At 40.2% G+C, this 22,808-nt stretch carries 21 protein-coding genes; 13 read left to right on the top strand and 8 right to left on the bottom strand.

Annotated elements, in window-relative coordinates; translation table 11 throughout:
• Nucleotides 1–56 precede the first annotated feature (56 nt).
• From LCL91_RS13360 to LCL91_RS13335, 6 genes are all read left to right on the top strand, one after another.
• Nucleotides 57–986 (top strand): aldo/keto reductase, encoded by a 930-nt coding sequence (locus LCL91_RS13360; RefSeq protein WP_224883069.1) that lies wholly within the window; start codon nucleotides 57–59, stop codon nucleotides 984–986.
• 113 nt (nucleotides 987–1,099) lie between these two features.
• Nucleotides 1,100–1,291: a hypothetical protein gene (locus LCL91_RS13355; RefSeq protein WP_224883068.1), complete on the top strand. Its 192-nt coding sequence runs from the start codon at nucleotides 1,100–1,102 to the stop codon at nucleotides 1,289–1,291.
• Between the two features lie 3 nt (nucleotides 1,292–1,294).
• Nucleotides 1,295–1,732 carry an NUDIX domain-containing protein gene (locus LCL91_RS13350; protein ID WP_224883067.1) on the top strand — a complete coding sequence of 146 codons (438 nt, stop codon included), beginning with the start codon at nucleotides 1,295–1,297 and terminating at the stop codon, nucleotides 1,730–1,732.
• Nucleotides 1,733–1,874: 142 nt separating this feature from the next.
• Entirely contained in the window at nucleotides 1,875–2,570 is a 696-nt protein-coding gene (locus LCL91_RS13345) for a Na-translocating system protein MpsC family protein (RefSeq protein ID WP_224883066.1), read from the top strand.
• 143 nt (nucleotides 2,571–2,713) lie between these two features.
• Nucleotides 2,714–2,899 carry a hypothetical protein gene (locus LCL91_RS13340; protein ID WP_224883065.1) on the top strand — a complete coding sequence of 62 codons (186 nt, stop codon included), beginning with the start codon at nucleotides 2,714–2,716 and terminating at the stop codon, nucleotides 2,897–2,899.
• A 75-nt stretch (nucleotides 2,900–2,974) separates the two neighbouring features.
• Entirely contained in the window at nucleotides 2,975–4,198 is a 1,224-nt protein-coding gene (locus LCL91_RS13335; protein WP_224883062.1) for a protein phosphatase 2C domain-containing protein, read from the top strand.
• A 35-nt stretch (nucleotides 4,199–4,233) separates the two neighbouring features.
• Here the strand turns inward: LCL91_RS13335 and chrA are convergent, their stop codons facing one another.
• Both chrA and LCL91_RS13325 read right to left on the bottom strand, forming a co-directional pair.
• Nucleotides 4,234–5,427 carry a chromate efflux transporter gene (gene chrA, locus LCL91_RS13330; RefSeq protein ID WP_224883060.1) on the bottom strand — a complete coding sequence of 398 codons (1,194 nt, stop codon included), beginning with the start codon at nucleotides 5,425–5,427 and terminating at the stop codon, nucleotides 4,234–4,236.
• Nucleotides 5,428–5,439: 12 nt separating this feature from the next.
• Nucleotides 5,440–5,748: a PadR family transcriptional regulator gene (locus LCL91_RS13325; protein ID WP_224883059.1), complete on the bottom strand. Its 309-nt coding sequence runs from the start codon at nucleotides 5,746–5,748 to the stop codon at nucleotides 5,440–5,442.
• Nucleotides 5,749–6,057: 309 nt separating this feature from the next.
• Here LCL91_RS13325 and LCL91_RS13320 point away from each other — a divergent pair, with 309 nt between their 5' ends.
• From LCL91_RS13320 to LCL91_RS13305, 4 genes are all read left to right on the top strand, one after another.
• The gene (locus tag LCL91_RS13320) at nucleotides 6,058–7,542 is read left to right on the top strand and encodes an MDR family MFS transporter (RefSeq protein ID WP_224883058.1); all 1,485 of its coding nucleotides are present in this window, start codon (nucleotides 6,058–6,060) and stop codon (nucleotides 7,540–7,542) included.
• A gap of 423 nt (nucleotides 7,543–7,965) precedes the next feature.
• A complete protein-coding gene (locus LCL91_RS13315; RefSeq protein WP_224883057.1) occupies nucleotides 7,966–9,924 on the top strand; it encodes an LTA synthase family protein in 1,959 nt (652 codons plus the stop codon).
• 146 nt (nucleotides 9,925–10,070) lie between these two features.
• Nucleotides 10,071–10,892, top strand: a complete 822-nt coding sequence (locus tag LCL91_RS13310) for an MBL fold metallo-hydrolase (RefSeq protein ID WP_224883056.1) — start codon at nucleotides 10,071–10,073, stop codon at nucleotides 10,890–10,892.
• Nucleotides 10,893–11,138: 246 nt separating this feature from the next.
• Complete coding sequence (locus LCL91_RS13305; protein ID WP_224883055.1) at nucleotides 11,139–11,522, top strand: cupin domain-containing protein; 384 nt, start codon at nucleotides 11,139–11,141, stop codon at nucleotides 11,520–11,522.
• Nucleotides 11,523–11,626: 104 nt separating this feature from the next.
• Here the strand turns inward: LCL91_RS13305 and LCL91_RS13300 are convergent, their stop codons facing one another.
• On the bottom strand, nucleotides 11,627–11,827 hold the full coding sequence (locus LCL91_RS13300) for a cold-shock protein (RefSeq protein WP_098442444.1): 201 nt from the start codon (nucleotides 11,825–11,827) through the stop codon (nucleotides 11,627–11,629).
• A 358-nt stretch (nucleotides 11,828–12,185) separates the two neighbouring features.
• Here LCL91_RS13300 and LCL91_RS13295 point away from each other — a divergent pair, with 358 nt between their 5' ends.
• Together LCL91_RS13295 and LCL91_RS13290 are read left to right on the top strand one after the other, a co-directional pair.
• Nucleotides 12,186–12,998 (top strand): STAS domain-containing protein, encoded by an 813-nt coding sequence (locus tag LCL91_RS13295; protein ID WP_224883053.1) that lies wholly within the window; start codon nucleotides 12,186–12,188, stop codon nucleotides 12,996–12,998.
• 283 nt (nucleotides 12,999–13,281) lie between these two features.
• A complete protein-coding gene (locus LCL91_RS13290) occupies nucleotides 13,282–13,917 on the top strand; it encodes a YczE/YyaS/YitT family protein (protein WP_224883051.1) in 636 nt (211 codons plus the stop codon).
• Between the two features lie 191 nt (nucleotides 13,918–14,108).
• Here the strand turns inward: LCL91_RS13290 and LCL91_RS13285 are convergent, their stop codons facing one another.
• The 4 genes from LCL91_RS13285 to LCL91_RS13270 form a co-directional block, all read right to left on the bottom strand.
• On the bottom strand, nucleotides 14,109–17,276 hold the full coding sequence (locus LCL91_RS13285) for a bifunctional cytochrome P450/NADPH--P450 reductase (protein ID WP_224883050.1): 3,168 nt from the start codon (nucleotides 17,274–17,276) through the stop codon (nucleotides 14,109–14,111).
• 73 nt (nucleotides 17,277–17,349) lie between these two features.
• Entirely contained in the window at nucleotides 17,350–17,922 is a 573-nt protein-coding gene (locus tag LCL91_RS13280) for a TetR/AcrR family transcriptional regulator (RefSeq protein ID WP_425589683.1), read from the bottom strand.
• Nucleotides 17,923–18,160: 238 nt separating this feature from the next.
• Nucleotides 18,161–19,294 carry an alcohol dehydrogenase catalytic domain-containing protein gene (locus tag LCL91_RS13275; protein ID WP_224883048.1) on the bottom strand — a complete coding sequence of 378 codons (1,134 nt, stop codon included), beginning with the start codon at nucleotides 19,292–19,294 and terminating at the stop codon, nucleotides 18,161–18,163.
• 130 nt (nucleotides 19,295–19,424) lie between these two features.
• Nucleotides 19,425–19,904: a M50 family metallopeptidase gene (locus LCL91_RS13270; RefSeq protein WP_224883047.1), complete on the bottom strand. Its 480-nt coding sequence runs from the start codon at nucleotides 19,902–19,904 to the stop codon at nucleotides 19,425–19,427.
• Nucleotides 19,905–20,124: 220 nt separating this feature from the next.
• Between LCL91_RS13270 and LCL91_RS13265 the strand changes: the two genes are divergently transcribed.
• Nucleotides 20,125–21,534, top strand: coding sequence for an MBL fold metallo-hydrolase (locus tag LCL91_RS13265; protein WP_224883046.1), 1,410 nt, complete (start codon nucleotides 20,125–20,127; stop codon nucleotides 21,532–21,534).
• Nucleotides 21,535–21,630: 96 nt separating this feature from the next.
• Here LCL91_RS13265 and LCL91_RS13260 read toward each other — a convergent pair whose 3' ends face one another.
• Complete coding sequence (locus tag LCL91_RS13260; protein WP_224883045.1) at nucleotides 21,631–22,794, bottom strand: MFS transporter; 1,164 nt, start codon at nucleotides 22,792–22,794, stop codon at nucleotides 21,631–21,633.
• Nucleotides 22,795–22,808 lie beyond the last annotated feature (14 nt).

Raw genomic sequence — 22,808 nt, 5'->3', positions numbered from 1 at the left:
TTACTAAGAAGTGGTAATGTACTTTGTGTAGCTTTTAACAGAAAGGATGATTGAAAGTGGCAAAAGTACAAATTGGAAAATCTGGTTTACAGGCAAACCCAATCGGTTTAGGTACAAACGCCGTGGGTGGACATAACATTTATCCGAATTTAAATGAAGAAACAGGGAAAGATCTTGTAAGAGCAGCAATAGATAATGGTATTCATTTATTGGATACAGCTTATATATACGGACCTGAGCGCTCTGAAGAACTTGTTGGAGAAGTGATCAAAGAACGGGGAAGCCGAGACGATATCGTTCTGGCAACAAAAGGCGCTCATGAATTTAAAGGAGAAGAAGTTGTTTATAACAATTCACCTTCGTTCCTAAAACAATCGGTGGAGAATAGCTTAAAGCGACTTCAAACAGATTACATCGATCTATTCTATATTCATTTTCCAGATGAACATACGAACAAAGCTGAAGCAGTAGGTGCTCTTAAAGAATTGAAAGATCAAGGGAAAATTAAATCGATTGGTGTTTCTAATTTTGATTTAGAGCAGTTAAAAGAAGCAAACAAGGATGGCTATGTGGATGTGCTTCAAAGTCATTACAACTTGTTTCATCGCGATGCTGAGGAAGATCTTCTTCCTTATACTGCGGAACAGGGGATTTCCTTTATCCCATACTTCCCACTTGCTTCTGGACTTCTAGCAGGTAAATATGATGAGAACACCACGTTCGATGATATTCGCTCGAAGGATCCTCTTTTCCAGGGAGAAGCTTTTAAAGCAAACCTAAAGAAAGTTGATCAGGTCCGAAATATTGCTAACGCAAAAGGCGTTGAGGTTACACACCTTATCCTTGCTTGGTATTTAACGCGTGACAGCATTGATGTGCTTATCCCAGGGGCTAAGCGTCAAGAACAGGTTGTTGATAACTTGAAAACACTTGATGTGAAGTTAACAAGTGAAGAAATCCAGCGTATCGATCAGATTTTCAAGTAAGAGATGTACAAACCAGAGGATGTTATGTCCTCTGGTTTTTTGTAGGAAATTCTATCTGTTTTGTCCAAGATTATGAAGATATGTCCAGTCATACATAAAAGGAGGCCTCCCACTTGAAAAAGAGCGTGCTTTTTATTCTTACACTTTCTCTTGTGCTCATTGCCATTCTTCTCATTTTCCTTTTCGAGGATGACCGTGCAGTACGGCCAGGTATGATCATGTCACTCGGTGCGCTTGCGGTCGTTTTTCAGCGGGTCGTCTTGTTACTGGTGAGACGAAAAAAGAAGAAACACAAAAGGAGGTAGTGAATGATAAAAGTAAAAGCACTTGGGCTCCTTTTTAGAGAACAAGAGATGTTAGTTGAATCTTATTATGGAAAGCATTCAAAAGGATTTGGAAGTTATTATCGTCCGCTTGGAGGGAATATAGAGGTAGGGGAGCATTCGAAAGAAACGGTAGTAAGAGAATTTCAAGAAGAGCTTGGAGTGGATGTACATGTAAATCAATACATAACTTGCCTTGAAAATCGATTTCAAATCGAACAGGAATGGTCGCATGAACTCATTCAGCTTTATACAGTTTCATTTTGTGAAGCAGAATATTATGAAAGAGAGACATATTCATTTCTGGAACATGATGCGGTCGCAAAGTGGATCTTCGTGAAAGATGTAGTCAATGGGGATAAACACTGTTATCCCAATGGATTAGGAGCAGTGTTGAAGCAGCTAACAAAACAAGATAATTAATGATTGCCCTTTCAAGACATTCCTGTCACCTAAATGAAATATCAAATTCAATCCATATTCTTTTAATAAAGTGGAAATACTACTATAATGAATACTGGATAGGAAATACGATGTTCCTATCTTAGAATAAAGGGTGAACCTAATGGAACGTAAGTCAAATGAAGCTGAAATTGCGAGTTATGTCGGCAAACTGTTAAGAGATAACTTTGGGAAAGGCCCATCATCAGTTTACGTATCGATACAGGAACCGTATATGACAATATATTTTCGCGATTTTCTTGCACCGATGGAACGAGTACTAGTGGATCAGAAAGAAGATATGCGTGTTGAAGAAACGCGTGATTTGCTGATTCAAGGCTTGTTACCTGAAATTAAAGCATCCATTCGAGTGATGACAGGTATTGAAATTCAGTCATTTTATCATGATTGGTCTCTTCAAAATCGCTCAGGAGTTATTGTTGGTGTCATGAATAACATCAATGAAATGGAAGGTAAAGCACTTCCTGAATATGATAAAAAAGAACGGGTTCATGAGGAAATTATCCGAGTCAGTATGCTTGCGGAAAAAGCACCAGAGAAAGTAGATTCCTGCATGCTAAATGACCGAACGCTCGTTGTGCTTCGGGACGGTATTCTCGTTCGCATAGAGAAAGAGTTAATTCGCGATGGTTTTGAAGAACAACTAAAATTATCGAAAAGACGGCTTGAGAAAAGCTTGCTTCATGATCAACAATTTGAATCAATCCTTTCTACAAAAGTAGAAGATATTTTTGTAGACTGGGATTTTAATCTAGATAAAAGCTATATTACATTAATTCTTAAACCAAACAGATACTAGGTGGAAATAAACTGGGCGATAGAACCAGTTATAAGCCAAAAAGAACCAGACTTCTGGTTCTTTTTGGCTTTTTTATATTTTCTTATCCTTCCAATGCAGCAGAAAACACACTATGAATATAGAATCAGACAAGGAGGAAGATAATGAAATACCTAATCGATCATTCAAAACGCATTATTCATCGCACACCATTTGCTGGTGATCAATGTGAATTTCATACAACACCTATTACAAAGAGAGAGGGCACGCACGATCACCTCTATCTTCAAAAGCTGATTGATAAAGAGTTATATGAAGTGTGTAGTTATTGTAAAGGAAGTATTCAATAATCCCCCGTAAAAAAGAAGGAAGTCCTCACTATCGTTGCGAATGTCTTAATGATGTTAGGCGATAGGAGGTACGTGATGGATCGAAACAGAGCGGGAGTGGTCATCATTCAAGGTGATCAAATCGCTTTAATAAAGCGAAATCGAAATGATGAAACGTATTATGTTATTCCAGGTGGTGGAATCGAAGAATATGAAACACCCAAACAAGCTGCCAAAAGAGAAGCCCTTGAAGAATTAGGTGTAAACGTACGTGTAAAAGCGTTATATACTTCTTTTCAATTGAATGGAGAACATTTTTACTATACAGCTGAAATTCTCAGTGGCGAATTTGGAAACGGAACCGGTAGCGAGTATCGATCTTCTCCTCATAAACGAGGCGCATATAATGCGGTTTGGGTACCGGTTTCTGAACTAAACGGGTTACGTATCTATCCCGAAGAGGTGATTTCAGTATTGGTGTCTGACAGGAGTGTTAAACTTACTGAAACTGGTTCTAAAATAGGAAAAAGTTATCAATTAAGCTGGGTAGGAAGTATGTATCCTTATTTAGATGAACCTACCTGTACTGAGGTTGGGAACGTCTCGGTCGGTCGTTTCGGAGGGAACACTTCAGCAGGACAGAATAAGAATGAAGATGGTTGTCTCGTCTGGACTGGAGTAGATTGGGAGTTTGCAGTGCTATTAGATGCACATAAAACGGCGAGTAGTGCAGCGCTTATTTTAGATGAAGTTGAGCGATATCACTCGATGTTTACGAACATTCTTATAAAAACGACGCAAGAAGTAGTCAGTGAATTGCGCGAAGCTATAGTTGGCCTTTTTCAAAACGAAACATTTAAACAAAAGTGCCGGGAAGTGGAAGGGGAGACGGCCTGTTTAATTGTCGTTCGAAAAGATAAATATCTATGGTGGTTCTCCGTTGGTGATTGCTTATTGATTTTAATTCATCCAGAGCTAGAAGCGCTTGGAGAGTCGGCGCAAAATCATCGAAGTTTCTACGAGTGGATTGGAGAAGTGAACACATTTGATTCAATTGTCCCATGCTATAGCACCGGCACAAAAGAGTTAAGAAAAGGGGATAACCTCATCTTTTTAACGACGGATGGATTACTTGAGTGTCCTCACACAAATTTTCATTTGCCAGATCAAGTCGTGGCTCGAATGAAAAATCAGTCGGTGCAAGATGGTGTCCAACAATTATTAGCAGAGATAGAGGTTAAAGGTGTCAGAGATAGCACCACAATTGTCGCATGGAAAATTAACATAGTAGAGGATGGAGTAGTGCCGAGTGACTTATAATGAAAGAAGACGTCGCATGAGTGCGACGTCTTCTTTTAGAATGAACTGATGATTTGAATGAGATATCCGCCGATGATGCCTATACCAACGATCATCCAGGCTGGGAACTTCCATATTGAGAGTAAAGCGAATAAAATCGCGGCAAGGGCAAAATCTTCTCCTGAATTAATTGCGCTTTTAATAACAGGGTCATAAAAGGCGGCTAATAAAATACCTACCACACTAGCGTTCACGCCAATTAAAACTTTTTGAAATGAAGCCCGCTTTCGTAATTCATTTAGAAATGGGAGGGCAGCTGTAATCAGTAGAAAGGACGGTAAGAATATCGCTATGGTGACGACGATTGCTCCCGTAATGCCTCCTAGCATCGTACCGAGGTAGCTTGCGAACGTAAACAGTGGACCTGGAACTGCTTGGGCCATTCCATAACCTGCAAGGAATTGATCGCTTGAGAGAAGACCCTGGGGAACGATTTCTCGTTCAATCATCGGTAGGACAACATGTCCTCCTCCGAATACAAGCGCACCTACTCGAAAGAACGTGTCGAATAAATTGAGAAGCGCATGATCCGTTAAACGGTTAAGGATTGGTAGAACGATTAAGAGCGTACCTAACAGGGCTAGCGAGCCAACCCCAACTTTTTTAGATATGGAAACAGGAAAGGGTTTAACGGTTGTTTCTGTTTTGTCGTTAAACAAACGTAATCCTAGTAGGCCAGCTCCTATAATAACAAGAAGCTGCATCCAAGCAGACGGATAGAGTAGCATGATGAAAGCTGCGGCTAAGGCGATTGCAATTCTCGTTCGATCGGGTGTTAATTTCTTACCTAATCCAATAATGGCATGAAGCACGACTGCTGCCGCAACAATTTTTAAGCTATGAATGAATGTCCCATCACCAAGCGAAAAGGTTTGATAAAGCAGGGCAAAGATGACAAGAATGATGATAGAAGGTACTGTGAAGCCAAACCATGATAGAAAGCCACCAAACATCCCACCCCGCATCATACCGATTGCTATTCCAACTTGACTGCTAGCAGGTCCGGGCAAAAATTGACATAGTGCAATGATGTCAGCATACATTTTGTCATCAAGCCATTTCCTTCGATCAACATATTCATCCTTAAAATAAGCAAGATGCGCAACAGGACCTCCAAATGAAGTTAAACCTAGTCGCGTTGATACGAGAAGAATTTCAATAAAGGTTTTGAAAGAGTGTTTACCAGGCATGTTGACCCTCCATTAGTCTTTAATTTCTTTAAATAGTTCGTACGCTTTCGATTGGGCTTCTAACAATATTCGATTGCCTTTTTCGGTGGTACGGTAATATTTTCGTATCTTTCCATTCACATTGTTTTCTTCTTTCGAAAGTAAACCATCATTTTCCATGTTGTGAAGGATTGGATATAAGGTACCTGAGCTCATTTCATATCCATGTTCACGAAGTTCTTCTAGCATCCATGAGCCGTAGATCGCTTCTTCCTTAGCATGGTGAAGAATATGAATTTGAATAAATCCTAGAAAGAGTTTCCTTAATATTTTATTATCCAAATGCTACCACCTCTTATTATCTGATTTCGATATCGGTTTTCGATATTGATGATAAGCAAATTTTAACGGGTAAATGATTGATCCACAAGGGGATAGGCACGTTTTTTACAAATCCTTAACATGATCGAAGTTTCACCTTTCAGTGATTTAACCAACCGTTAAGGGAACAAGTTCATAAGCTTTATTCCTTTTAATAGTCCTTTAGGTATAGTAAGATATTGTCTGTTGTTTAAAACGTTTTTGAACGGTAAACCCTAAGTGAAATCAAGATTTAGGGCACAATTGCTAAGGAGAAAAGGAGGGGAATCCATGGAGGAAAAGGAAACGTATGAATTCCTAGCTGATGATCCCAATTTTAATGTTAAACCAGTCATGATCTCGCTTATCATCGGAGCTTTTTTTGCGATCTTAAATGAAACACTATTAAATATTGCATTAACAACGTTAATGGAGAAGTTTAGCGTAACACCTGCCACTGTCCAATGGATGGCAACCGGCTTCTTGCTGGTAATGGGAATCTTAACACCGGTTTCCGCACTTCTGCTACAGTCTTATACGACAAGACAGATGTTTCTTGGTACAATGACGATTTTTACAATCGGAACCGTTATATGTGCAATCGCGCCGACTTTCGCTATACTTTTAACCGGTAGATTGTTACAAGCAGTAGGTACGGGGTTATTAATTCCAATCATTTTTAACACATTTTTACTCATTTTCCCTCCAGAACGCCGGGGAAGTGTGATGGGGACGATCGGTCTCGTGATTATGTTTGCGCCGGCCATTGGACCAACCCTTTCAGGCGTGATCGTGGACAATCTTGGTTGGAGATATTTGTTTATTACCGTTATTCCTTTCGCGCTGTTTTCGATTGGTTTTGGCTACAAGTTCCTTCGCAATGTTGGTGAGGTAACGAAGCCTAAAGTTGATATTCTTTCGATACTCTTCTCCACATTAGGATTTGGAGGCGTTGTACTTGGATTTAGTTTTGCGGGTGAGGGTGAAGTTGGCTACTTAGCTCCGCAAGTCTTTTTACCTCTTGTAATTGGGGTTGTTTCCCTGATTATCTTTGTACTTCGTCAGTTGAAATTAAAAGAGCCAATGCTTGATGTGCGAGTCTTTAAATATCCGATGTTTACAGTTGCCGTCTTGCTTTTTATTATCATTATCATGGCGATGTTCTCATCTGAAATTATTTTACCGATGTACATGCAGGGGCCGCTTGGATTATCGCCACAAACAGCCGGATTGATTCTACTGCCTGGTGCGCTGTTAAATGGCTTAATGTCACCAGTAATGGGGAAGTTATTCGATAAGTTTGGACCAAGGAAATTAATTATTCCTGCTGCTCTTGTATTGACCGGTGTGATGTTCGTGTTTAGTACAGTGAAGGTTGATACATCCATTGTGTTAATTGTTACGACTTATATTTTGCTCATGCTTTCGATTTCAGCAATTATGATGCCAGCTCAAACGAATGGATTAAATGGACTTCCTAAAAACCTTTATCCACACGGAACGGCTATTATGAATACGCTGCAACCAGTTTCAGGAGCCATCGGCGTTTCTGTTTTCATTAGTATTATGACAACACGCCAACAGACTTATCTCGATAATGCGGCTAACCCAGCAGACCCAACAACAATTAGTCAGTCCCTCGTGTCGGGAGTGGAACTTGTCTATCTTGTTGCATTCGGTTTTGCTGCAGCTGGCTTTCTTATTTCATTATTTATTCGAAAAGCAATGCCTGAAGATCGAGCAGGTCAAACGGAATCAAAAGCGGTCAATGACTAACGAAAAAAGCGTCTCGCAGCGAGGCGCTTTTTTGTTGTCACAATTTCGTAAATGAAATCATGACTTTATGCTTTTATAAAAAGATGATAATTGTAATATACTTGAAACGATTGGAACAGAAACTGGGAATAAACGAAATATAAAGAAACAAATGGTAGTACCTTTCTAATTACTGTTATTTTTTTACCGTAATTTCACTGCTCTTTAACAGAAGAGTTACGAATCAGATGGGTACGTTACTGCTGTATTAAAAGAACGTTCTCATCGGAGAAAAATGAACTGAAAGCAATTGTAATGGAATTTGACATTAAATTTTTTAGGGAGTATTATACTCAAGTATTAGGATTTAAAAAAAATTAACATTTTTACATTTAAAATATATTCAACACAATATTTAATTCTATAAGGAGGTCTTCAACTGGCATGCGAAATAAATTAAGCAGTCAGATTAATAAGCCATGGACGTTATTCTTTGGTGTGATTCTATTATTCTGGTTAAAAACGTATGCTGTCTATCAAACTGAATTTGATCTTGGGATTCAAAATGGTATGCAGTCGTTTCTATTAGTCTTAAACCCGATTAGTTCTTTGTTGCTCTTCTTTGGATTTGCGCTATTCTTCAAAGGACGTAAACGAGCATGGGCGATTCTAATTATTGATTTTGTCCTATCCTTTATTCTTTATGCAAATGTCGTGTACTACCGTTTCTTTAATGACTTTATTACACTTCCAACAGTCATGCATACAAATGATGCTGGAGAGCTGAAAGACAGTGCCTTTGCGTTAATGCAGTTCTCGGATGCGTTTTATTTCATTGATACGTTGCTTATTCTTGGATTAATCTTATTTAAAGTTATAAAGCCACAAGTCGCGATGAAAAAGAAGAAAATTGCACTTGTATTTGCCTCAGCAGCTGTCTTCTTCACAGTGAATCTTGGACTTGCTGAAGCTGATCGTCCAGAGCTTTTAACGCGTGCTTTTGATCGCACGTACCTTGTGAAATATCTTGGTCAGTTTAACTATCAAATTTTTGACGTCGTTACAACCGTGAAGTCTAGCTCTCAAAGCGCGTTTGCAAGCAGTGATGATTTAACAGATGTTCGAAACTTTGTTGAAGCAAATCGAACAGAGCCAAATCCGGAGTACTTCGGTAAGGCTGAGGGAATGAACGTCATTTATATTTCCCTTGAATCGATGCAAAGCTTTGTCATTGGAAAAGAGATCGATGGTCAGGAAGTAACGCCGTTCTTAAACAGTCTTGTTGAAGATCAGAACACATTCTATTTCGATAATATTTTCCATCAAGTTGGACAGGGAAAAACGTCGGACGCTGAGTTTATGATGGCAAACTCTCTCTATCCACTACCAAGTGGATCAGTAGCGATGGAAAAAGCGCGGAACACATATCAGGCGCAGCCAGCCATTTTGGAGCAAAAAGGCTACACTACGTCTTCCCTCCACGGTAATGGTAAAACGTTCTGGAATCGTGATGAGATGTATAAGTCATTTGGTATTCAGAAATTCTTTGATTCAAGCTATTACGATATGAACGAACAAGATGTTCATAACTATGGTCTAAAAGATAAGCCATTCTTTGAACAATCCATGCCATATCTTGAAAGTCTCGAACAACCGTTTCACGCGAAAATGCTAACGTTATCGAACCATTTTCCGTTTACAATGGATGAAGGGGATGTCGATTTCCCAACACCTGAAACGAATGATGCAGTTGTAAATGGTTACTTCCAAACAGCGAAGTATATGGATGAATCCATTGAACAATTCTTTAACGATTTGAAAGAATCTGGACTTTATGACAACACCGTGATTGTAATGTATGGCGATCACTATGGTATTTCGAATAACCATAATAAGGCGATGTCTGAAGTAATGGGTGAGGAAGTAGGCGCATATGAAAATGCGCAGCTACAGCGTGTGCCTCTTTTCATTACTGCACCTGGTGTAGAAGGTAAGCAGGTTCATGAATATGGTGGGCATATGGACATTCGCGATACCGTTCTTCATCTACTAGGCGTTGAAACAGATGAATATATTTCGTTTGGATCTGATCTCCTTTCAGAAGATCATCGTGAAATCGTACCATTCCGTAATGGTGATTTCGTAACGCCAGAAGTAACGTCTGTTAATGAGAAGTGTTATGCGAATCCATCAGGTGAAAAAGTAGATGCTGAACAATGTGAGCAGCCAGGACAGTTTGTCGAAGAGTCACTTGAACTCTCAGATAAAGTAGTCTACGGCGATTTACTGCGCTTCTATGAGCCTGAAGGCTTCACTCCTGTTGATCGTAGTGATTACGACTACAATGTTGATCAAACAGAACCAGTACAAGAAGATCCTGCACAAGAAAAAGAACAGAAATAATGTGAAAGCATCCCGTTTAACGGGATGCTTTTTTTAGTGCTCAGAGAATGTTCTCCTTCTAAAGATGTAGAAAAAAATAAGTCATTAGCTACGGTGGGTAATTAGGTTATAATTTCCATGAGGATGAAAAAGAGGGAGAGATGATTATGAAACGACCGATTTGCATCACGTGCGGCACGCAATACTGTGATATGGAGGTTGATCCTGAAACGTGCCCTATTTGTAAAGAAGAAAGACAGTATGTTAATCCAGATGGGCAGGAATGGACAACGCTTATCGACATGCAGAAAAAACAGTTTCAAAATCAAATTATTGAAGAAGAAAAAGGCTTATATAGCATCACAACGGCTCCGACTTTTGCTATTGGTCAAACAGCATATCTGGTGCGGAGTAATGGATTTAATGTGCTATGGGATTGCGTTTCTTATCTGGATGAAGCGACAATTCAAGCGGTTAAAGACCTCGGCGGCATTGATGCCATTGCGCTGTCACATCCACATTATTACTCTTCTCAGGTAGAATGGGCAGAAGCTTTTCAAGTTCCGATCTATATTCATCAAGATGATGCCAAATGGGTGATGAGAGAGAATGAGAGGATTGTGTTCTGGAATGGAGAGTCATTGAAACTTATGCCTCACTTAACCATTCATCGCCTTGGCGGACACTTCCTTGGTGGTGCAGTGCTTCATGTGAAGGATTTGAGTGGAGGGAAAGGGCTACTGCTGACGGGTGACATTATACAAGTTGTCGCTGATCAAGAATGGGTTAGTTTCATGTATAGCTATCCTAATTTAATTCCGTTACCGGCGAACAAGGTGAAAGAAATGGCTCAGAAGGTTAAGCCACTAAAGTTTGATCGCCTTTACAACGCCTTTCATCGCATCGTTGAATCTGGTGCAGATGAGGCGGTTCAACGGTCGGCAACTCGATATCTTCAAGCTCTTGAAGGAGAGCTTTTTCATACGTAAAAGCAAAACCTCCTTAATAGAAGGAGGTTTTACTATTAGGGGTAAGGAAAAGGGAAAACTTTAGATAGAGCGAATATAGTTTAGAAGGGGAGTGGTTGGAGTAGTAAAGCGGGTGTTGAATGGCTAGGCAAAGGTTTGGAAATAAGGAGAAGTGGAAAAACCATTACACATAGTGAAAATAGTAGGAAAAGGTTAGGAAGAAAAGGTGTTTAAGCATCGATTAGTTTTTACGGAGGAGGAGTAGGGATGAAAATTTATAATTTTAGTCGGTCGGCAGGAAAAGAAATTACAAAATTCGGATCGCAATTTATGATGTCTCGCATTACTCAGACAGATTCTAGTGTACATATAGGTGCCATGTATCTGGACAAAGAAGGACTGATTGGCTTTCATCAGGCCGTGACGCCGCAATTATTATTAATTATCAGTGGTGAAGGGTTGGTAAGAGGGGAAGATAATGAGTTAATGAAGGTAAAAGAAGGGGATGCTGTCTTCTGGAATAAAGATGAATGGCACGAGACGACTACGGAAAAGGGATTAACCGCCATTGCCATCGAAGGTGAATTTGATCCGGAGTTGTTTTTAAAAGAAAAAGAAGAAAAAGAAGAAAAAGAAGAAACAGAAGCATAAGTGAAATGCTGATACAACATGATTGATCTGACTACGAGAAAGCAACTAGATAAACATAAACAAAAAAAGCTCTTCCGCCAGGGAAGAGCTTTTTTATATATGATTTATGCTTTAACTACGTTAGTAGCTTGTGGTCCGCGGTTACCTTGCTCTGTGTCAAAAGTAACTGTTTGACCTTCTTCAAGAGTTTTGAAACCTTCGCCTTGAATAGCTGAGAAATGTACGAATACGTCGTCTCCGCCTTCAACTTCGATGAAGCCAAAACCTTTTTCTGCGTTAAACCATTTTACTGTACCTTTGTTCATGTGTGTATCCTCCAAGTGCATTTTGCACAAATATTACTATTCCTGCTCTACATAATCATTTGAGATGTAAGTACTTCCTAAAGTAGCCTGCTCTTTAATAATCAGTACCGAACAACAATAATTAACCTTAGTATAACACGTCTCCCAAAAAAAGCAAACCTCTTCTGGAAATTCCCGCAATATCATTGTAGAAAGGGCACAGGGAATGAAGGTGTTTGGCATCGTAACCATTGATATATTAGGTTTTATAGGTATGGATAGGAATATAAATAAGGCAGTGAGAAAGTTTTTAATGTAAAATGAAGTGTGTTCCTCTATGATAGGGTAGAGAATCGATTTATCAGCGGAGGTAGTAGAAATGCCAATTCAGAAATCGATCATTGATCAGGAAGTTCAATTAATCGGAAAACAGCTAGAAGCAAGAAAGTTAGATATTGCAAAAAGCTTACTCAAACCAGGTGCGGACAATGCAGAAGCACTGAGGTTACATACAGAGCTTGTTCAACTGTGTGCCGAAACCATTTTAATTGGTATAGAAGAAACGATGCCTAACGTTACAAAGTGGGGAAGAGAGACAGGAGAGCTGGCGGTTAGTTATGGCTCAGAACTAGATGAGTCACTGAAAACCACGTCAGAATTTAGACAAGCAATATGGGATGTCATTGAATTAATAACAGTCGAAGCAAACCATACGGTTCAAAGTGTTTTTGCAGCCGGGAAATTGGTTGATCGTATGCTTGACCATGCTGTTTATGCGTACAGCACAGCCTATGTTACCTCATATAAGAATAATCTCAGCCATGCACAAGAAGTATTTCTAGAGCTTTCTGTTCCCGTTGTACCAATTCTTGAGGGCGTCGCTGTTTTGCCGATTATCGGTGATGTTGACACGCATCGGGCTAGTCTTCTTATGGAAACAGCACTAAAAGAATCAACTGAAAAACGCTTAACGCATTTATTTATCGATCTTTCTGGTGTCACTATCGTTGATACAATGGTTGCTAACAACATTTTTAATATTATTTATTCTTTAGAGCTGCTAGGTGTTAAGGGGATCCTATCAGGAATTAGGCCTGAAGTGGCACAAACGATGATTCATCTCGGGATCGATTTCTCTTCCATTCAAACTCACAGTACGCTAAAACAAGCATTAGGCAGGCATATTTTATAATCTGCTCAATCATTTTTGAGAAAAAGCTGTCCAAAACAGGCAGCTTTTTTTGTGAGGAAAAAACGAAAAAATGAGAATGTTTTTTAAAAGCGAAATCCATTGACGGTGAAGACAATGACTAATAAAATGGTCTCGAAAAATCTTAGTAAGATCCTCTCTTCCACAAGCAAGAACGTTACCATCTTAAGCGAAAAGACGGTTTGTCTTCAAAGGTCTAACTGACTAGCAGATGGAATCAGGATACTCAGGTTTTCTTTATTTTTTAGGAAGGGAGGATGTCGTAATGTTTTATCGAATTACGGTTTATCTTCTTGGTATGTTTATTAACTTTTTTGGTGTCGCGCTTGTCATTCATGCGACGCTTGGTGCCGGATTTTGGACTTCTTTTTTTATTGGGCTATCAGATTTAGCAGGGCTTACCGTTGGGTTTTGGTATGGCTTGTTTCAAATCCTTGTCATTTTCTTGAATGGAAGCTTAATGAAAAAGAAGCCGGAATACGGGGCAGTTCTGCCGATTATTCTAGAAAGCTTTATCCTCGACTTTTGGTTAGAAATCGTGTTTTCTTCCGTTCAGTTAACAGCAGCCCCATTACTAGCAAAAGTTGCGATACTGATCGCTGGTATGGTTGCAATTGGTTTAGGCGTAGCTATATACATTTTGCCACAGTTCCCAAGAGCCCCGTTCGATCAGCTATTTCTTGTCATTAGCGCAAGATTCAACCTTAGTTTGCAAATGGGACAGACGATTGTTGCAGTTGTGATGGCGACTCTTGCTTTACTAATTGGTGGTCCAGTTGGTGTAGGAACAATTGCGCTCGTATTTTTACTCGGACCAATTATACAGTTCTGGTATGAAAGAGCGTATCCGATGTATTATATGCTTTATCCAACGCAAGCACCGCACGAGGAGTATTTATAAATGTGTGTGATGAGACGCTTTTGTGCAAATGCAAAAGCGTCTTTTTTGTTGAAATTGGATTTTATAAGAAAAAGGCATTCTCTCTTCATTAAGGGTGCTTAAAGTACCGATTGTAACGTCAGCAGTTCTTGTGAAAAAAAGAAGAATAAAAAAGACAGCGAACCAATTAAAGTTCGCTGTCTTCTTCCGTATTAAGCGCCAGCCCATACATCTTTCGCATATCGGCCGTCTCGCTCAAGTTCTTCAAGCCATTGAATTGCTTCTTGCTCAGTTGTTTTATACATTGATTGATAGCTTGTGATCATCGTTTGCTCAACTTCAGGAGCCATGTAGCTACCGTCGCCGCAAACGTATAAGCGTCCACCGTCTTTTAGAAGTGGGATGACATCTAAAGCATTCTCGGATACAAGATGTTGGACATACGTTTTTTTCTGGCCAGGGCAACGTGAAAATGCTGTGTGAAGGGTAACAAGTCCATCTTTTTCAGCTTGCTCTAGCTCTTCCTGGTATAAATAATCATGTTCAGGATTACGACAGCCGAAGTAAAGATGAGCTGCACCAAGTTCGTTGCCTTGCTTACTTAATTCCCGGCGGGCTTGGATGAATCCTCTAAATGGCGCAATACCTGTTCCAGGTCCAATTAAGACCATTGGTGTTTCTGGATCTTCAGGAAGCTGGAAGTTGGACTGTGGCGTGTTGATAAAGCAGGCCACTTTGTCACCAAATTCACGCGTTGCCAGGTAGTTCGAAGCAACACCCTTGTATTCTCCCTTACCATTCCAAGCAGTGTCACGAACGACACTAACCGTCATGCTCGCTTCTCGTTCTTTATAAAGCGGAGAACTTGAAATCGAGTAGTAGCGAGCTTTCAATGGCGGAAGTAGTGCAATGAACCGCTCGAATGGAATCTCGCAAGCTAGGTAGTGTTCAACAAGTTCTAGCATCGTAACGCGCTTCTCAAGAACTTCCTTTTTATAGGTGTCGTCTTCAAGTAATTGCTCGAGCTCAACCACATGAGGTGGGCAAACTGTGTGCGAAGCTAGCGCCCGTATTTGAGAACGTGTTGCTGGTTCTTGAAGTTCTACATAAGAAGAAAGAAGCTCCTGGAGTTTCACTGGTTTGTCAGTAGGAAGGTGAGCCGCTTTACCAGAATCTCCAGTCAGTAGCACGTGATCATGCCCATTTAACGAGAAGCGTTCAAGAACCCGATTGACCATTTCATCACTATTTTGTGGAAGGATGCCGACATGATCCCCTTCTTGATAGGTCACACCGTCAGGTAACATCAATTCAATGTGGCGCGTGCTTCTTCCACTCTCTGTATGCTGTAATTCAACATTTCGATTAATAATTGCAGTGAATGCGTGGTGCGTTCTAGCGAGAGGCGTATCACTTACGCCACTTACGAAACTCATTGAAATAGCGCTGTTTTCTGAGCTGTTTTCATTTAGTTCGATATTCATCGCTTCTGCGAGATTTGGCCATAATGTTGCTTCCCATTTCTCATAATCTCCCTCAAAGTCATCGCTAGCGTCGCCGAATCCAGTTTCTGCGATTCGCTTTGCTCCTTTTGTAGACAATTGATTGTCAATGAAAGAAGGGATCCGCTGATACGTGTTGGCCCAGTTGCGGTCACCGCAACCAAAGACGGCATACTGCACACCGTTTGCTGCTCCATCTTCCATCTCCTCTAGCCATTGTACAAATTCATTCGCATTGTCTGGAGGATTTCCGTTATAGGAAGCAGAAACAATCAGAACAGCTCCATCTTGAGGAAGTTCATTCACATAATCGTTCAGAGGAGCAACTTCAGAGTGAAAGCCCTGTTGTCGACCTGTCTCAGCTAGGTCACGTGCAATCCCTTCAGCGGTCCCAAGATTTGAACCATATAAAATGAGAAGAGGAGTACCGTGTGCATTTTCTACAGGTGTCGCTTCTGCTTTCTTTTCTTTTTTATCCGATTCAGTAACTTGTGCTACAAAAGAAATCGATTCTTTTCTTGGCTTTACTTTCATTTTAAATGCATCAGGCTTAAGCGTTAATGTTTCTTTTACCTCTAACTGATAGTTCGAATGATCAATGAGGTCGAAATTCTGAATGATCATACCTAACAATAGGGTAGATTCATGAAGTGAAAATTGTTGTCCAATACAAGCGCGCTGACCATTTCCGAACGGTTTAAAAGCATGGTTTGGAATGGAGGAAGGGTCTTCAAATCGCTCTGGAATAAAAGATTCAACATCTTCACCCCAAACAGATGTATCTCGATGAAGTTCTGGTAAAAGTAGAGTGAAATCATCTCCTTTTTTAACCTCATATTCACCGTTTAATGTTGTGTCTTCTTTCGCATATAACGTAAACGCAGGAGCAGTCGGCCATAATCGAAGTGTTTCATTTAAGACCATTCGAACATATTTGAGCTGTTTTACTTGCTTGTAGTCAGGAATGCCATCACCGACAACGCGATCGACTTCTTCTTGAGCTTTTGCTAGTTTATCAGGATTGTTCATTAAATAGTAAAGTGTAAATGAGAGAAGACCGCTTGTTGTTTCATGACCTGCAATTAAGAAGGTAATGATTTGGAAACGAATATTCTCATCGTCAAGAGGTTCCCCAGTTTCTGGATCTTTTCCTTTAAGCATATGGGAAAGAAGATCACCTTCACCTTGATCCCCATTCTTCTTGCGATCAGCAATCAAGTCATCAACAAGGTTGAACATATAGTTAATATCTTCTCTAAACTGTTTTTTCGATTTTACCATTAGCTTATCTTGAACGCCGAGACGCTGTGACTGATTCATTGCTTCATCTAGCGCGCGGACCATAGCATCAACAAATTCGTGGTTATTCTCTCTGTAAAAACTATTGAAACGAAAGTCGAATCCACAAAGACCAATGGTGTCGAGCGTTAATCGCGTCATATCTTCAGGCACATCAACTTCCTCATCTGGATTTAATCGTGCCCATTTCTGAATAAGCTGGGTTGCAATATCAACCATTTTATTATGGTAGCCTTTCATAGCCTGTTGGCTAAAGCTAGGCAGAAGAATATTGTGGGCTTTTTTCCAGTTTGGTTCTTCTGTTTCACTTGTAAATAAACCATCTCCGCCAAAAGCACGAACTTTTTGAAGAGCAGGACCTACTTTTTTATCAAAGCGCTTCTCATCTGTAATTTCTGCAACAAGGGCGGCACTTGAAACAAACGTACTGGTGCGTCCTGGAAACTGGAACTGATAAATTGGACCCAATTCTTTAGCAAGTTTCATAAAAGATTGAATTGGTTTTTCTTTATCAATAAGAGGGAGGCTTCCTAAAGGTCCATAAGTTTTAGGTTGTGGGAACGATTTCTTAGTAGTCATGATTACATCACCTCATTTATAAATTAACGGAATGAACGTTCATTCATTCTGCTGTATGAAGAGTTAATACTCTTCACGAATGTGCTCTTACGGAATCCCATAAACTATTCTCAATACCAGTAAGAAGCTCAGGATCAGGTTGTAGTTCACCGGCTCTTACAAGATTCTGAAGTTCTAGAAAAGCTCCATAAAGAATGGCGATAAGAGCTTCAGAAGGTAGGTTACGAATAATTAACTGCTGCTTACCAGTATCAAAAAAGCTTCTTAATAGGTTGAGCAACTGAGTGAAATCTTCCTGACTTTGACTATCCAGGAAATGTGCAGCACTATGCTTTTTAATGAAGTAGAGTGCGTGTTCATTCTGGTCTGTAAACAAAATCATGGCTTTAAATATATGGTGAAACTGATGACGAACAGTCTGTTGAAAGGGAAATTGATCCTCAATCGTCTTTGTAAAGGTTCGAACATAATCTTGAAAAAGGGTATTAACGAGCACCTCTTTATTCTCAAAATAACGGTAGATTGTACCAGCACCGACTTTAGCTGAAGTAGCAATCATTGGTACAGTCGTCGCATCATAACCTCGTTCGGCAAATAACGCTAGAGCACTGGTCATGATGTTTTCCCGCTTATTTTGGGTCGCCACAAGCATCCCCCTTTCTGATCAAAAATGCGGAATGAACATTCATTCTCTTTCTATTTTAAACCTATTGGAAAAGCTTAACAATAAAGCAGAGGTCCTAAAAAGATTGAAGATCCTGTTAACTAAAGGGCCATTTCACCTATTGTAATGCTAATAATTGGAATTTCGCTTTGGGGAAGGTGGTAAAAATTGTTATGAAGAGTGAGGGCAAACTCTTTTAGAAGCGTACCCTCATTTTATTCTACGGTTTTAGAATTACTTTAATATTTCCATCTTCTTTCTTATCGAAAATCTCATATCCTTTTGCGGCTTCTTCAATTGACATGCTATGAGTAATAATGTCTTTCGGGTCAAACTCCTGATTTTCAATCATATCGTAAAGCTTCGGCATAAGGTGAATCACAGGTGCCTGTCCCATTTTTAGGGATACGTTTCTAGTAAAGAAATCTCCTAATGGAAATCGGTTCGCTTCCGTTCCATAAACACCTGTCAATTGTACGGTTCCGAACTTACGAACTGACTTAGAGGCTGTCACAATGGGGCTAATTGTACCAAATTGATTATCAAATTCTGATCCAAAAGATTCGTTAGGAGGAACAGTGCCGTCCATTCCAACACAATCGATGACAACATCAGCGCCGCCTTTTGTCTCTTCGTACAATAAAGCTCCGATATCATCATGTTGTTTAAAATTAAATGTATCAACGTGGTTTGTGCGCTTACCATGTTCAAGACGATGGTCTACCTGATCGACCGCAATGACCCGTTTGGCGCCTTTAAGTTTGGCGAATTTCTGAGCCATTAATCCGATTGGCCCACTTCCTAGGATGATAACAGTGTCACCTGCTTTTACGCCGCTATGTTCGACGCTCCAATAGGCTGTAGGGACAACATCAGAGAGGAAAAGCACACTTTCATCCTCAAGTGTACTTGATTCTGGTACTTTAAATGAAGTGAAATCTGCATAAGGCACACGTAAGTATTCAGCTTGCCCGCCTGGGTAATTCCCGTTTATTTCAGTAAAACCAAACAAGCCACCGACTTCACCATGCGGATTCGATTCATCGCATTGGCTTTCCATCTGATTTTTGCAATAGTGGCACTCGCCACAACCAATATTAAACGGAATGACGACGCGGTCGCCTTTTTTTAAGGTTTTTACGTCTGGACCTACTTCTTCCACGATTCCCATTGGCTCATGACCGACGATGTAATCTTGTTCAGGTTCAATTCCTCCATGATATAAATGCAGATCTGAACCACAAATTCCGCTAGCGGTAATTTTTACAATCATATCAGTACGTTCTTGAATAGACGGAGCTTCTACATCCTTTACAACCATTTTTTCTTTCCCTTGATACGTAACAGCTTTCATCTCTTCACATCCTTTTGTGTATTGGTTTATTCTTCCTATTTCCGGAATCTCTTTTAATAAAACCTCATCTTTCGTCACAATAAAGGAGGCTCATCGCACAGAAGAGCCTCCTTTAATTTGAACATTATAATTAGTCGATTGGATCTTGCGCTTTTCCGTATCGAATGACATCGATAATCGCCATGCCATCACTCGGTTTGCCGGCATCATTTCGATAAGGCATTAGGGAAAAGAAAATAAAATAAATCGAGAAGTAAGTAAATTGGTAGAAGAAGAGATCAACTGGAAGAATGTCAGCATAAATTAATGCGTTTAGAATGAGAATAACAATAATGTTGAATAGACTACCAGCCGCATAAATGGCCACGTGAGCCCATGTTTTGTTATAGGTTAAATCTTCGTATTGGCACCAACCTTCCATAAAGTATTTCTTTTTTACTTCAAGAGGACCAATATGAAAAATGGTCTTCCCAGTACCAATACAAAATTTGATTTTGCCTCCAAAAACTCTTGCTACAAGAACATGTCCAGCTTCGTGTAGGAGAGTGATGATAGGTAATATGATAAAAAAGTTCACGAAGAACATCGGAACATCGCTTAAAGTAAACATTGAAAACCTCCAAATAAATCGTTTAATAATCGCTCTTTTCGTAAATAGTACACTGAGATAGTGCGTTCCCGATTAAAGGAATTCCAAACATGTATAAAGAAGATTCTTTCTGATATGGCCAATAGATGCATGTGGGTTGCTGAAAAATGAAAAAGGGTTTATGATGGTTACAGATACCCCAAGGGGTAATTTAGAAAACTGTTACTAGGAGGATAATGACATGTATTTACGTACGTTTTTTGATGAAAAATTGGCACAGTATTCTTATATGATTGGCTGTCAACGAACGGGTGAAGCGCTTGTAATTGATCCGGCGCGAGACGTTACACCGTATTTAGAAACAGCGAAAAAGGAAGGCTTTCATTTAGCGGCAGCTGCTGAAACGCATATTCATGCTGATTTTGTCTCAGGCGCAAGACAACTAGCTGAAAAGCATGACGTAAAGCTGTACTTATCCGATGAGGGAGATCAAGACTGGAAATATGGTTACCTCGATGGTTTGAATGTAGAACTTGTAACAGATGGTTCTATGATTCATGTAGGTAACGTTGAACTTCGTGTGATGCATACCCCTGGACATACCCCAGAAAGTATTTCGTTCGTACTGACAGATCGTGGTGGTGGCTCTGAAGTACCAATGGGGATTTTTACAGGAGATTTTGTATTTGTAGGAGACATTGGTCGTCCAGATTTGCTTGAAAAAGCAGCAGGGGCTGTGGGAACAGCTGAAACGGGTGCGAAATCAATGTTCAAATCTCTTCAAAAGTTTAAAGATCTGCCAGAATTCTTAACGGTGTGGCCAGGTCACGGCGCAGGAAGTGCTTGCGGCAAGTCACTTGGTGCCGTACCACAATCAACAGTTGGTTATGAACTTCGCAATAACTGGGCGTTGAAAGAAGATAAGGAAGAGACGTTTGTAAAAGAACTATTAAATGAACAGCCTGAAGCTCCGACGTATTTTGCTGTGATGAAGAAAGTAAATAAAGAAGGGCCCAACGTCTTAACAGGTGAAGAACTTAAAAAGGTTAAGAGCGTTGATGAAGTACGTGCACTTGCAACAAATGGTAAGACCACGATTGTGGATACGCGACCAGCACAGGATTTCGCGGATGGCCATATTGATGGAGCCATTAACCTTCCATTCAATAAAGCATTCACGAACTGGTCAGGTTGGGTACTAGACTATGAACGCGACTTGCTTCTTATTGCAGAGGATAATCAAAAAGAAGAGATCGTAAAGGCGTTACACTCCATTGGCATTGATCGGATGAAAGCATATGCTGGTCCTGAGCTTCTCTCTCAATGGGATGATCTTGAAGGCTATTCCTTTGTGACAACGGAAGAATTGAAAGATGTGTATGATAAAGAAGATGTTTATGTGGTTGATATTCGAAAAGAAAATGAATGGAACGCCGGTCACATTCCTGGCGCCAATCATCACATGCTTGGGTATTTAGAAGATCAAGCGAAGGACATTCCAGAAGATAAAACGGTTGTGGTTCACTGTCAGTCTGGAACTCGTTCAGCAATCGGAACAAGTTTACTTCAGTCGCTTGGTTTCAAGGATATTTTGAACTATAGCGGTGGTTTTGCTGCATGGGAAAAAGACGGAGATAAAATTGAAAAATAATCTAAAAAGAGCGTAAAGCCACTGCTTTGGTGGGTAACCCCAAAAGTTAGTTTTCTACTCTAACTTTTGGGGGTCGATACCTTTACGCTCTTTTTCTTATGCACTCATTTCAGTTTCTAACGTAGCCGGTTTAGGCTTTATTAGCATTAATCCAATCCCCCCAACACTAAGGACAGCTGCAACGAGGAACGGTGCGTGAGCTGATACTCCCTGCCCAATCAAACCAGAAAGAACGGGGGCAATGGCAGCACCGAGCCAGCGAAGGAAATTGTATCCTCCTGACGTTATGCTTCTTTCATATGGAGAAACTTCCATCACGTAGCTTGTAAAGAGGGCGTTATTGAGTCCTGAAGCAAGTCCTGAAACGATCACTACAGTAATCAGAAGCGGTGTCGTTGGGACCACAAATAGTAAGGCTAGTAAGAGAGCAAATATCAATAAGCTATAAGGAAGAATCTTCTTCGGTAGAAATTTTTTCTCAAGTTGATGACTTAGAATGGCTGAACCGTAGGCGAGCATTAATCCCCACCCAAAGAAGACAAATCCAATTTGAATCGCATTAAGTCCGATAATGAGAGGCGTATAAGCCAGCACTACGAAAAACCCGTAGTAATAGAGCATCGCTGCAAGAGCGGACGTTAGGAATGGTTTGAATGAAAAGAGCCCTTTTAACTCATTTATTCCAACAGGTTTACGTTTTTGTTTGCCATTTGGTTCAAATACAAAGAAGAGAACAAGGCAAAATGCAGCTAGAATTAGGATCGACGTTGCAAAGAAAGGGAATCTCCATGAATAACCACCAAGAACACCACCTACAAGGGGGCCGCCCGCCATTCCTAGTCCAATCGCTGCCTCATAGTAGCCAACGGCTTTTTGTGGGTCTTTAGATAAAGCGATTAATAGCGTCATGGCTGTCGCGAAGAACATAGAATTACCAAATCCCCAACCTGCTCTAAAAATCGATAGGCTTGCGATTCCATTTGAAAGAGCGCAGAGAAGCGCAAAAACCGTCACAATACATAAGCCAAATACCATCATGCGCTTATCGCCAAAGCGACTTGCAAAAATCCCTGCAGGAATCATCATAATGGCCATTGTTAAAATGTAAGCAGTAAACAGCATTTCTACTTGCCAGTGGTTTGCACCAATTTGTTCTGCGATCGTTGGAAGGATCGGATCGACAATCCCTATACCCATAAAAGCAAGAAAGGTTGCTGCAATTGTAATCCACCGGGCTTTTGTGAATTTCTTCTCATTCATTCCATTTAACCTCC

The sequence above is a fragment of the Guptibacillus hwajinpoensis genome, assembly GCF_020171785.1.
GTDB lineage: Bacteria > Bacillota > Bacilli > Bacillales > Guptibacillaceae > Guptibacillus > Guptibacillus sedimenti.
Note: the sequence above shows the minus strand (reverse complement) of the source record. Positions and strands in the feature narration are given on the sequence as shown.

Excerpts from the sequence above, each read along its gene's own strand:
- LCL91_RS13350 (WP_224883067.1), top strand. The coding sequence starts at position 1,295 with ATGATAAAAGTAAAAGCACTTGGGCTCCTTTTTAGAGAACAAGAGATG.
- LCL91_RS13345 (WP_224883066.1), top strand. The coding sequence starts at position 1,875 with ATGGAACGTAAGTCAAATGAAGCTGAAATTGCGAGTTATGTCGGCAAA.
- LCL91_RS13340 (WP_224883065.1), top strand. The coding sequence starts at position 2,714 with ATGAAATACCTAATCGATCATTCAAAACGCATTATTCATCGCACACCA.
- LCL91_RS13335 (WP_224883062.1), top strand. The coding sequence starts at position 2,975 with ATGGATCGAAACAGAGCGGGAGTGGTCATCATTCAAGGTGATCAAATC.
- chrA (WP_224883060.1), bottom strand. The coding sequence starts at position 5,427 with ATGCCTGGTAAACACTCTTTCAAAACCTTTATTGAAATTCTTCTCGTA.
- LCL91_RS13320 (WP_224883058.1), top strand. The coding sequence starts at position 6,058 with ATGGAGGAAAAGGAAACGTATGAATTCCTAGCTGATGATCCCAATTTT.
- LCL91_RS13315 (WP_224883057.1), top strand. The coding sequence starts at position 7,966 with ATGCGAAATAAATTAAGCAGTCAGATTAATAAGCCATGGACGTTATTC.
- LCL91_RS13310 (WP_224883056.1), top strand. The coding sequence starts at position 10,071 with ATGAAACGACCGATTTGCATCACGTGCGGCACGCAATACTGTGATATG.
- LCL91_RS13305 (WP_224883055.1), top strand. The coding sequence starts at position 11,139 with ATGAAAATTTATAATTTTAGTCGGTCGGCAGGAAAAGAAATTACAAAA.
- LCL91_RS13300 (WP_098442444.1), bottom strand. The coding sequence starts at position 11,827 with ATGAACAAAGGTACAGTAAAATGGTTTAACGCAGAAAAAGGTTTTGGC.
- LCL91_RS13295 (WP_224883053.1), top strand. The coding sequence starts at position 12,186 with ATGCCAATTCAGAAATCGATCATTGATCAGGAAGTTCAATTAATCGGA.
- LCL91_RS13290 (WP_224883051.1), top strand. The coding sequence starts at position 13,282 with ATGTTTTATCGAATTACGGTTTATCTTCTTGGTATGTTTATTAACTTT.
- LCL91_RS13285 (WP_224883050.1), bottom strand. The coding sequence starts at position 17,276 with ATGACTACTAAGAAATCGTTCCCACAACCTAAAACTTATGGACCTTTA.
- LCL91_RS13275 (WP_224883048.1), bottom strand. The coding sequence starts at position 19,294 with ATGAAAGCTGTTACGTATCAAGGGAAAGAAAAAATGGTTGTAAAGGAT.
- LCL91_RS13270 (WP_224883047.1), bottom strand. The coding sequence starts at position 19,904 with ATGTTTACTTTAAGCGATGTTCCGATGTTCTTCGTGAACTTTTTTATC.
- LCL91_RS13265 (WP_224883046.1), top strand. The coding sequence starts at position 20,125 with ATGTATTTACGTACGTTTTTTGATGAAAAATTGGCACAGTATTCTTAT.
- LCL91_RS13260 (WP_224883045.1), bottom strand. The coding sequence starts at position 22,794 with ATGAATGAGAAGAAATTCACAAAAGCCCGGTGGATTACAATTGCAGCA.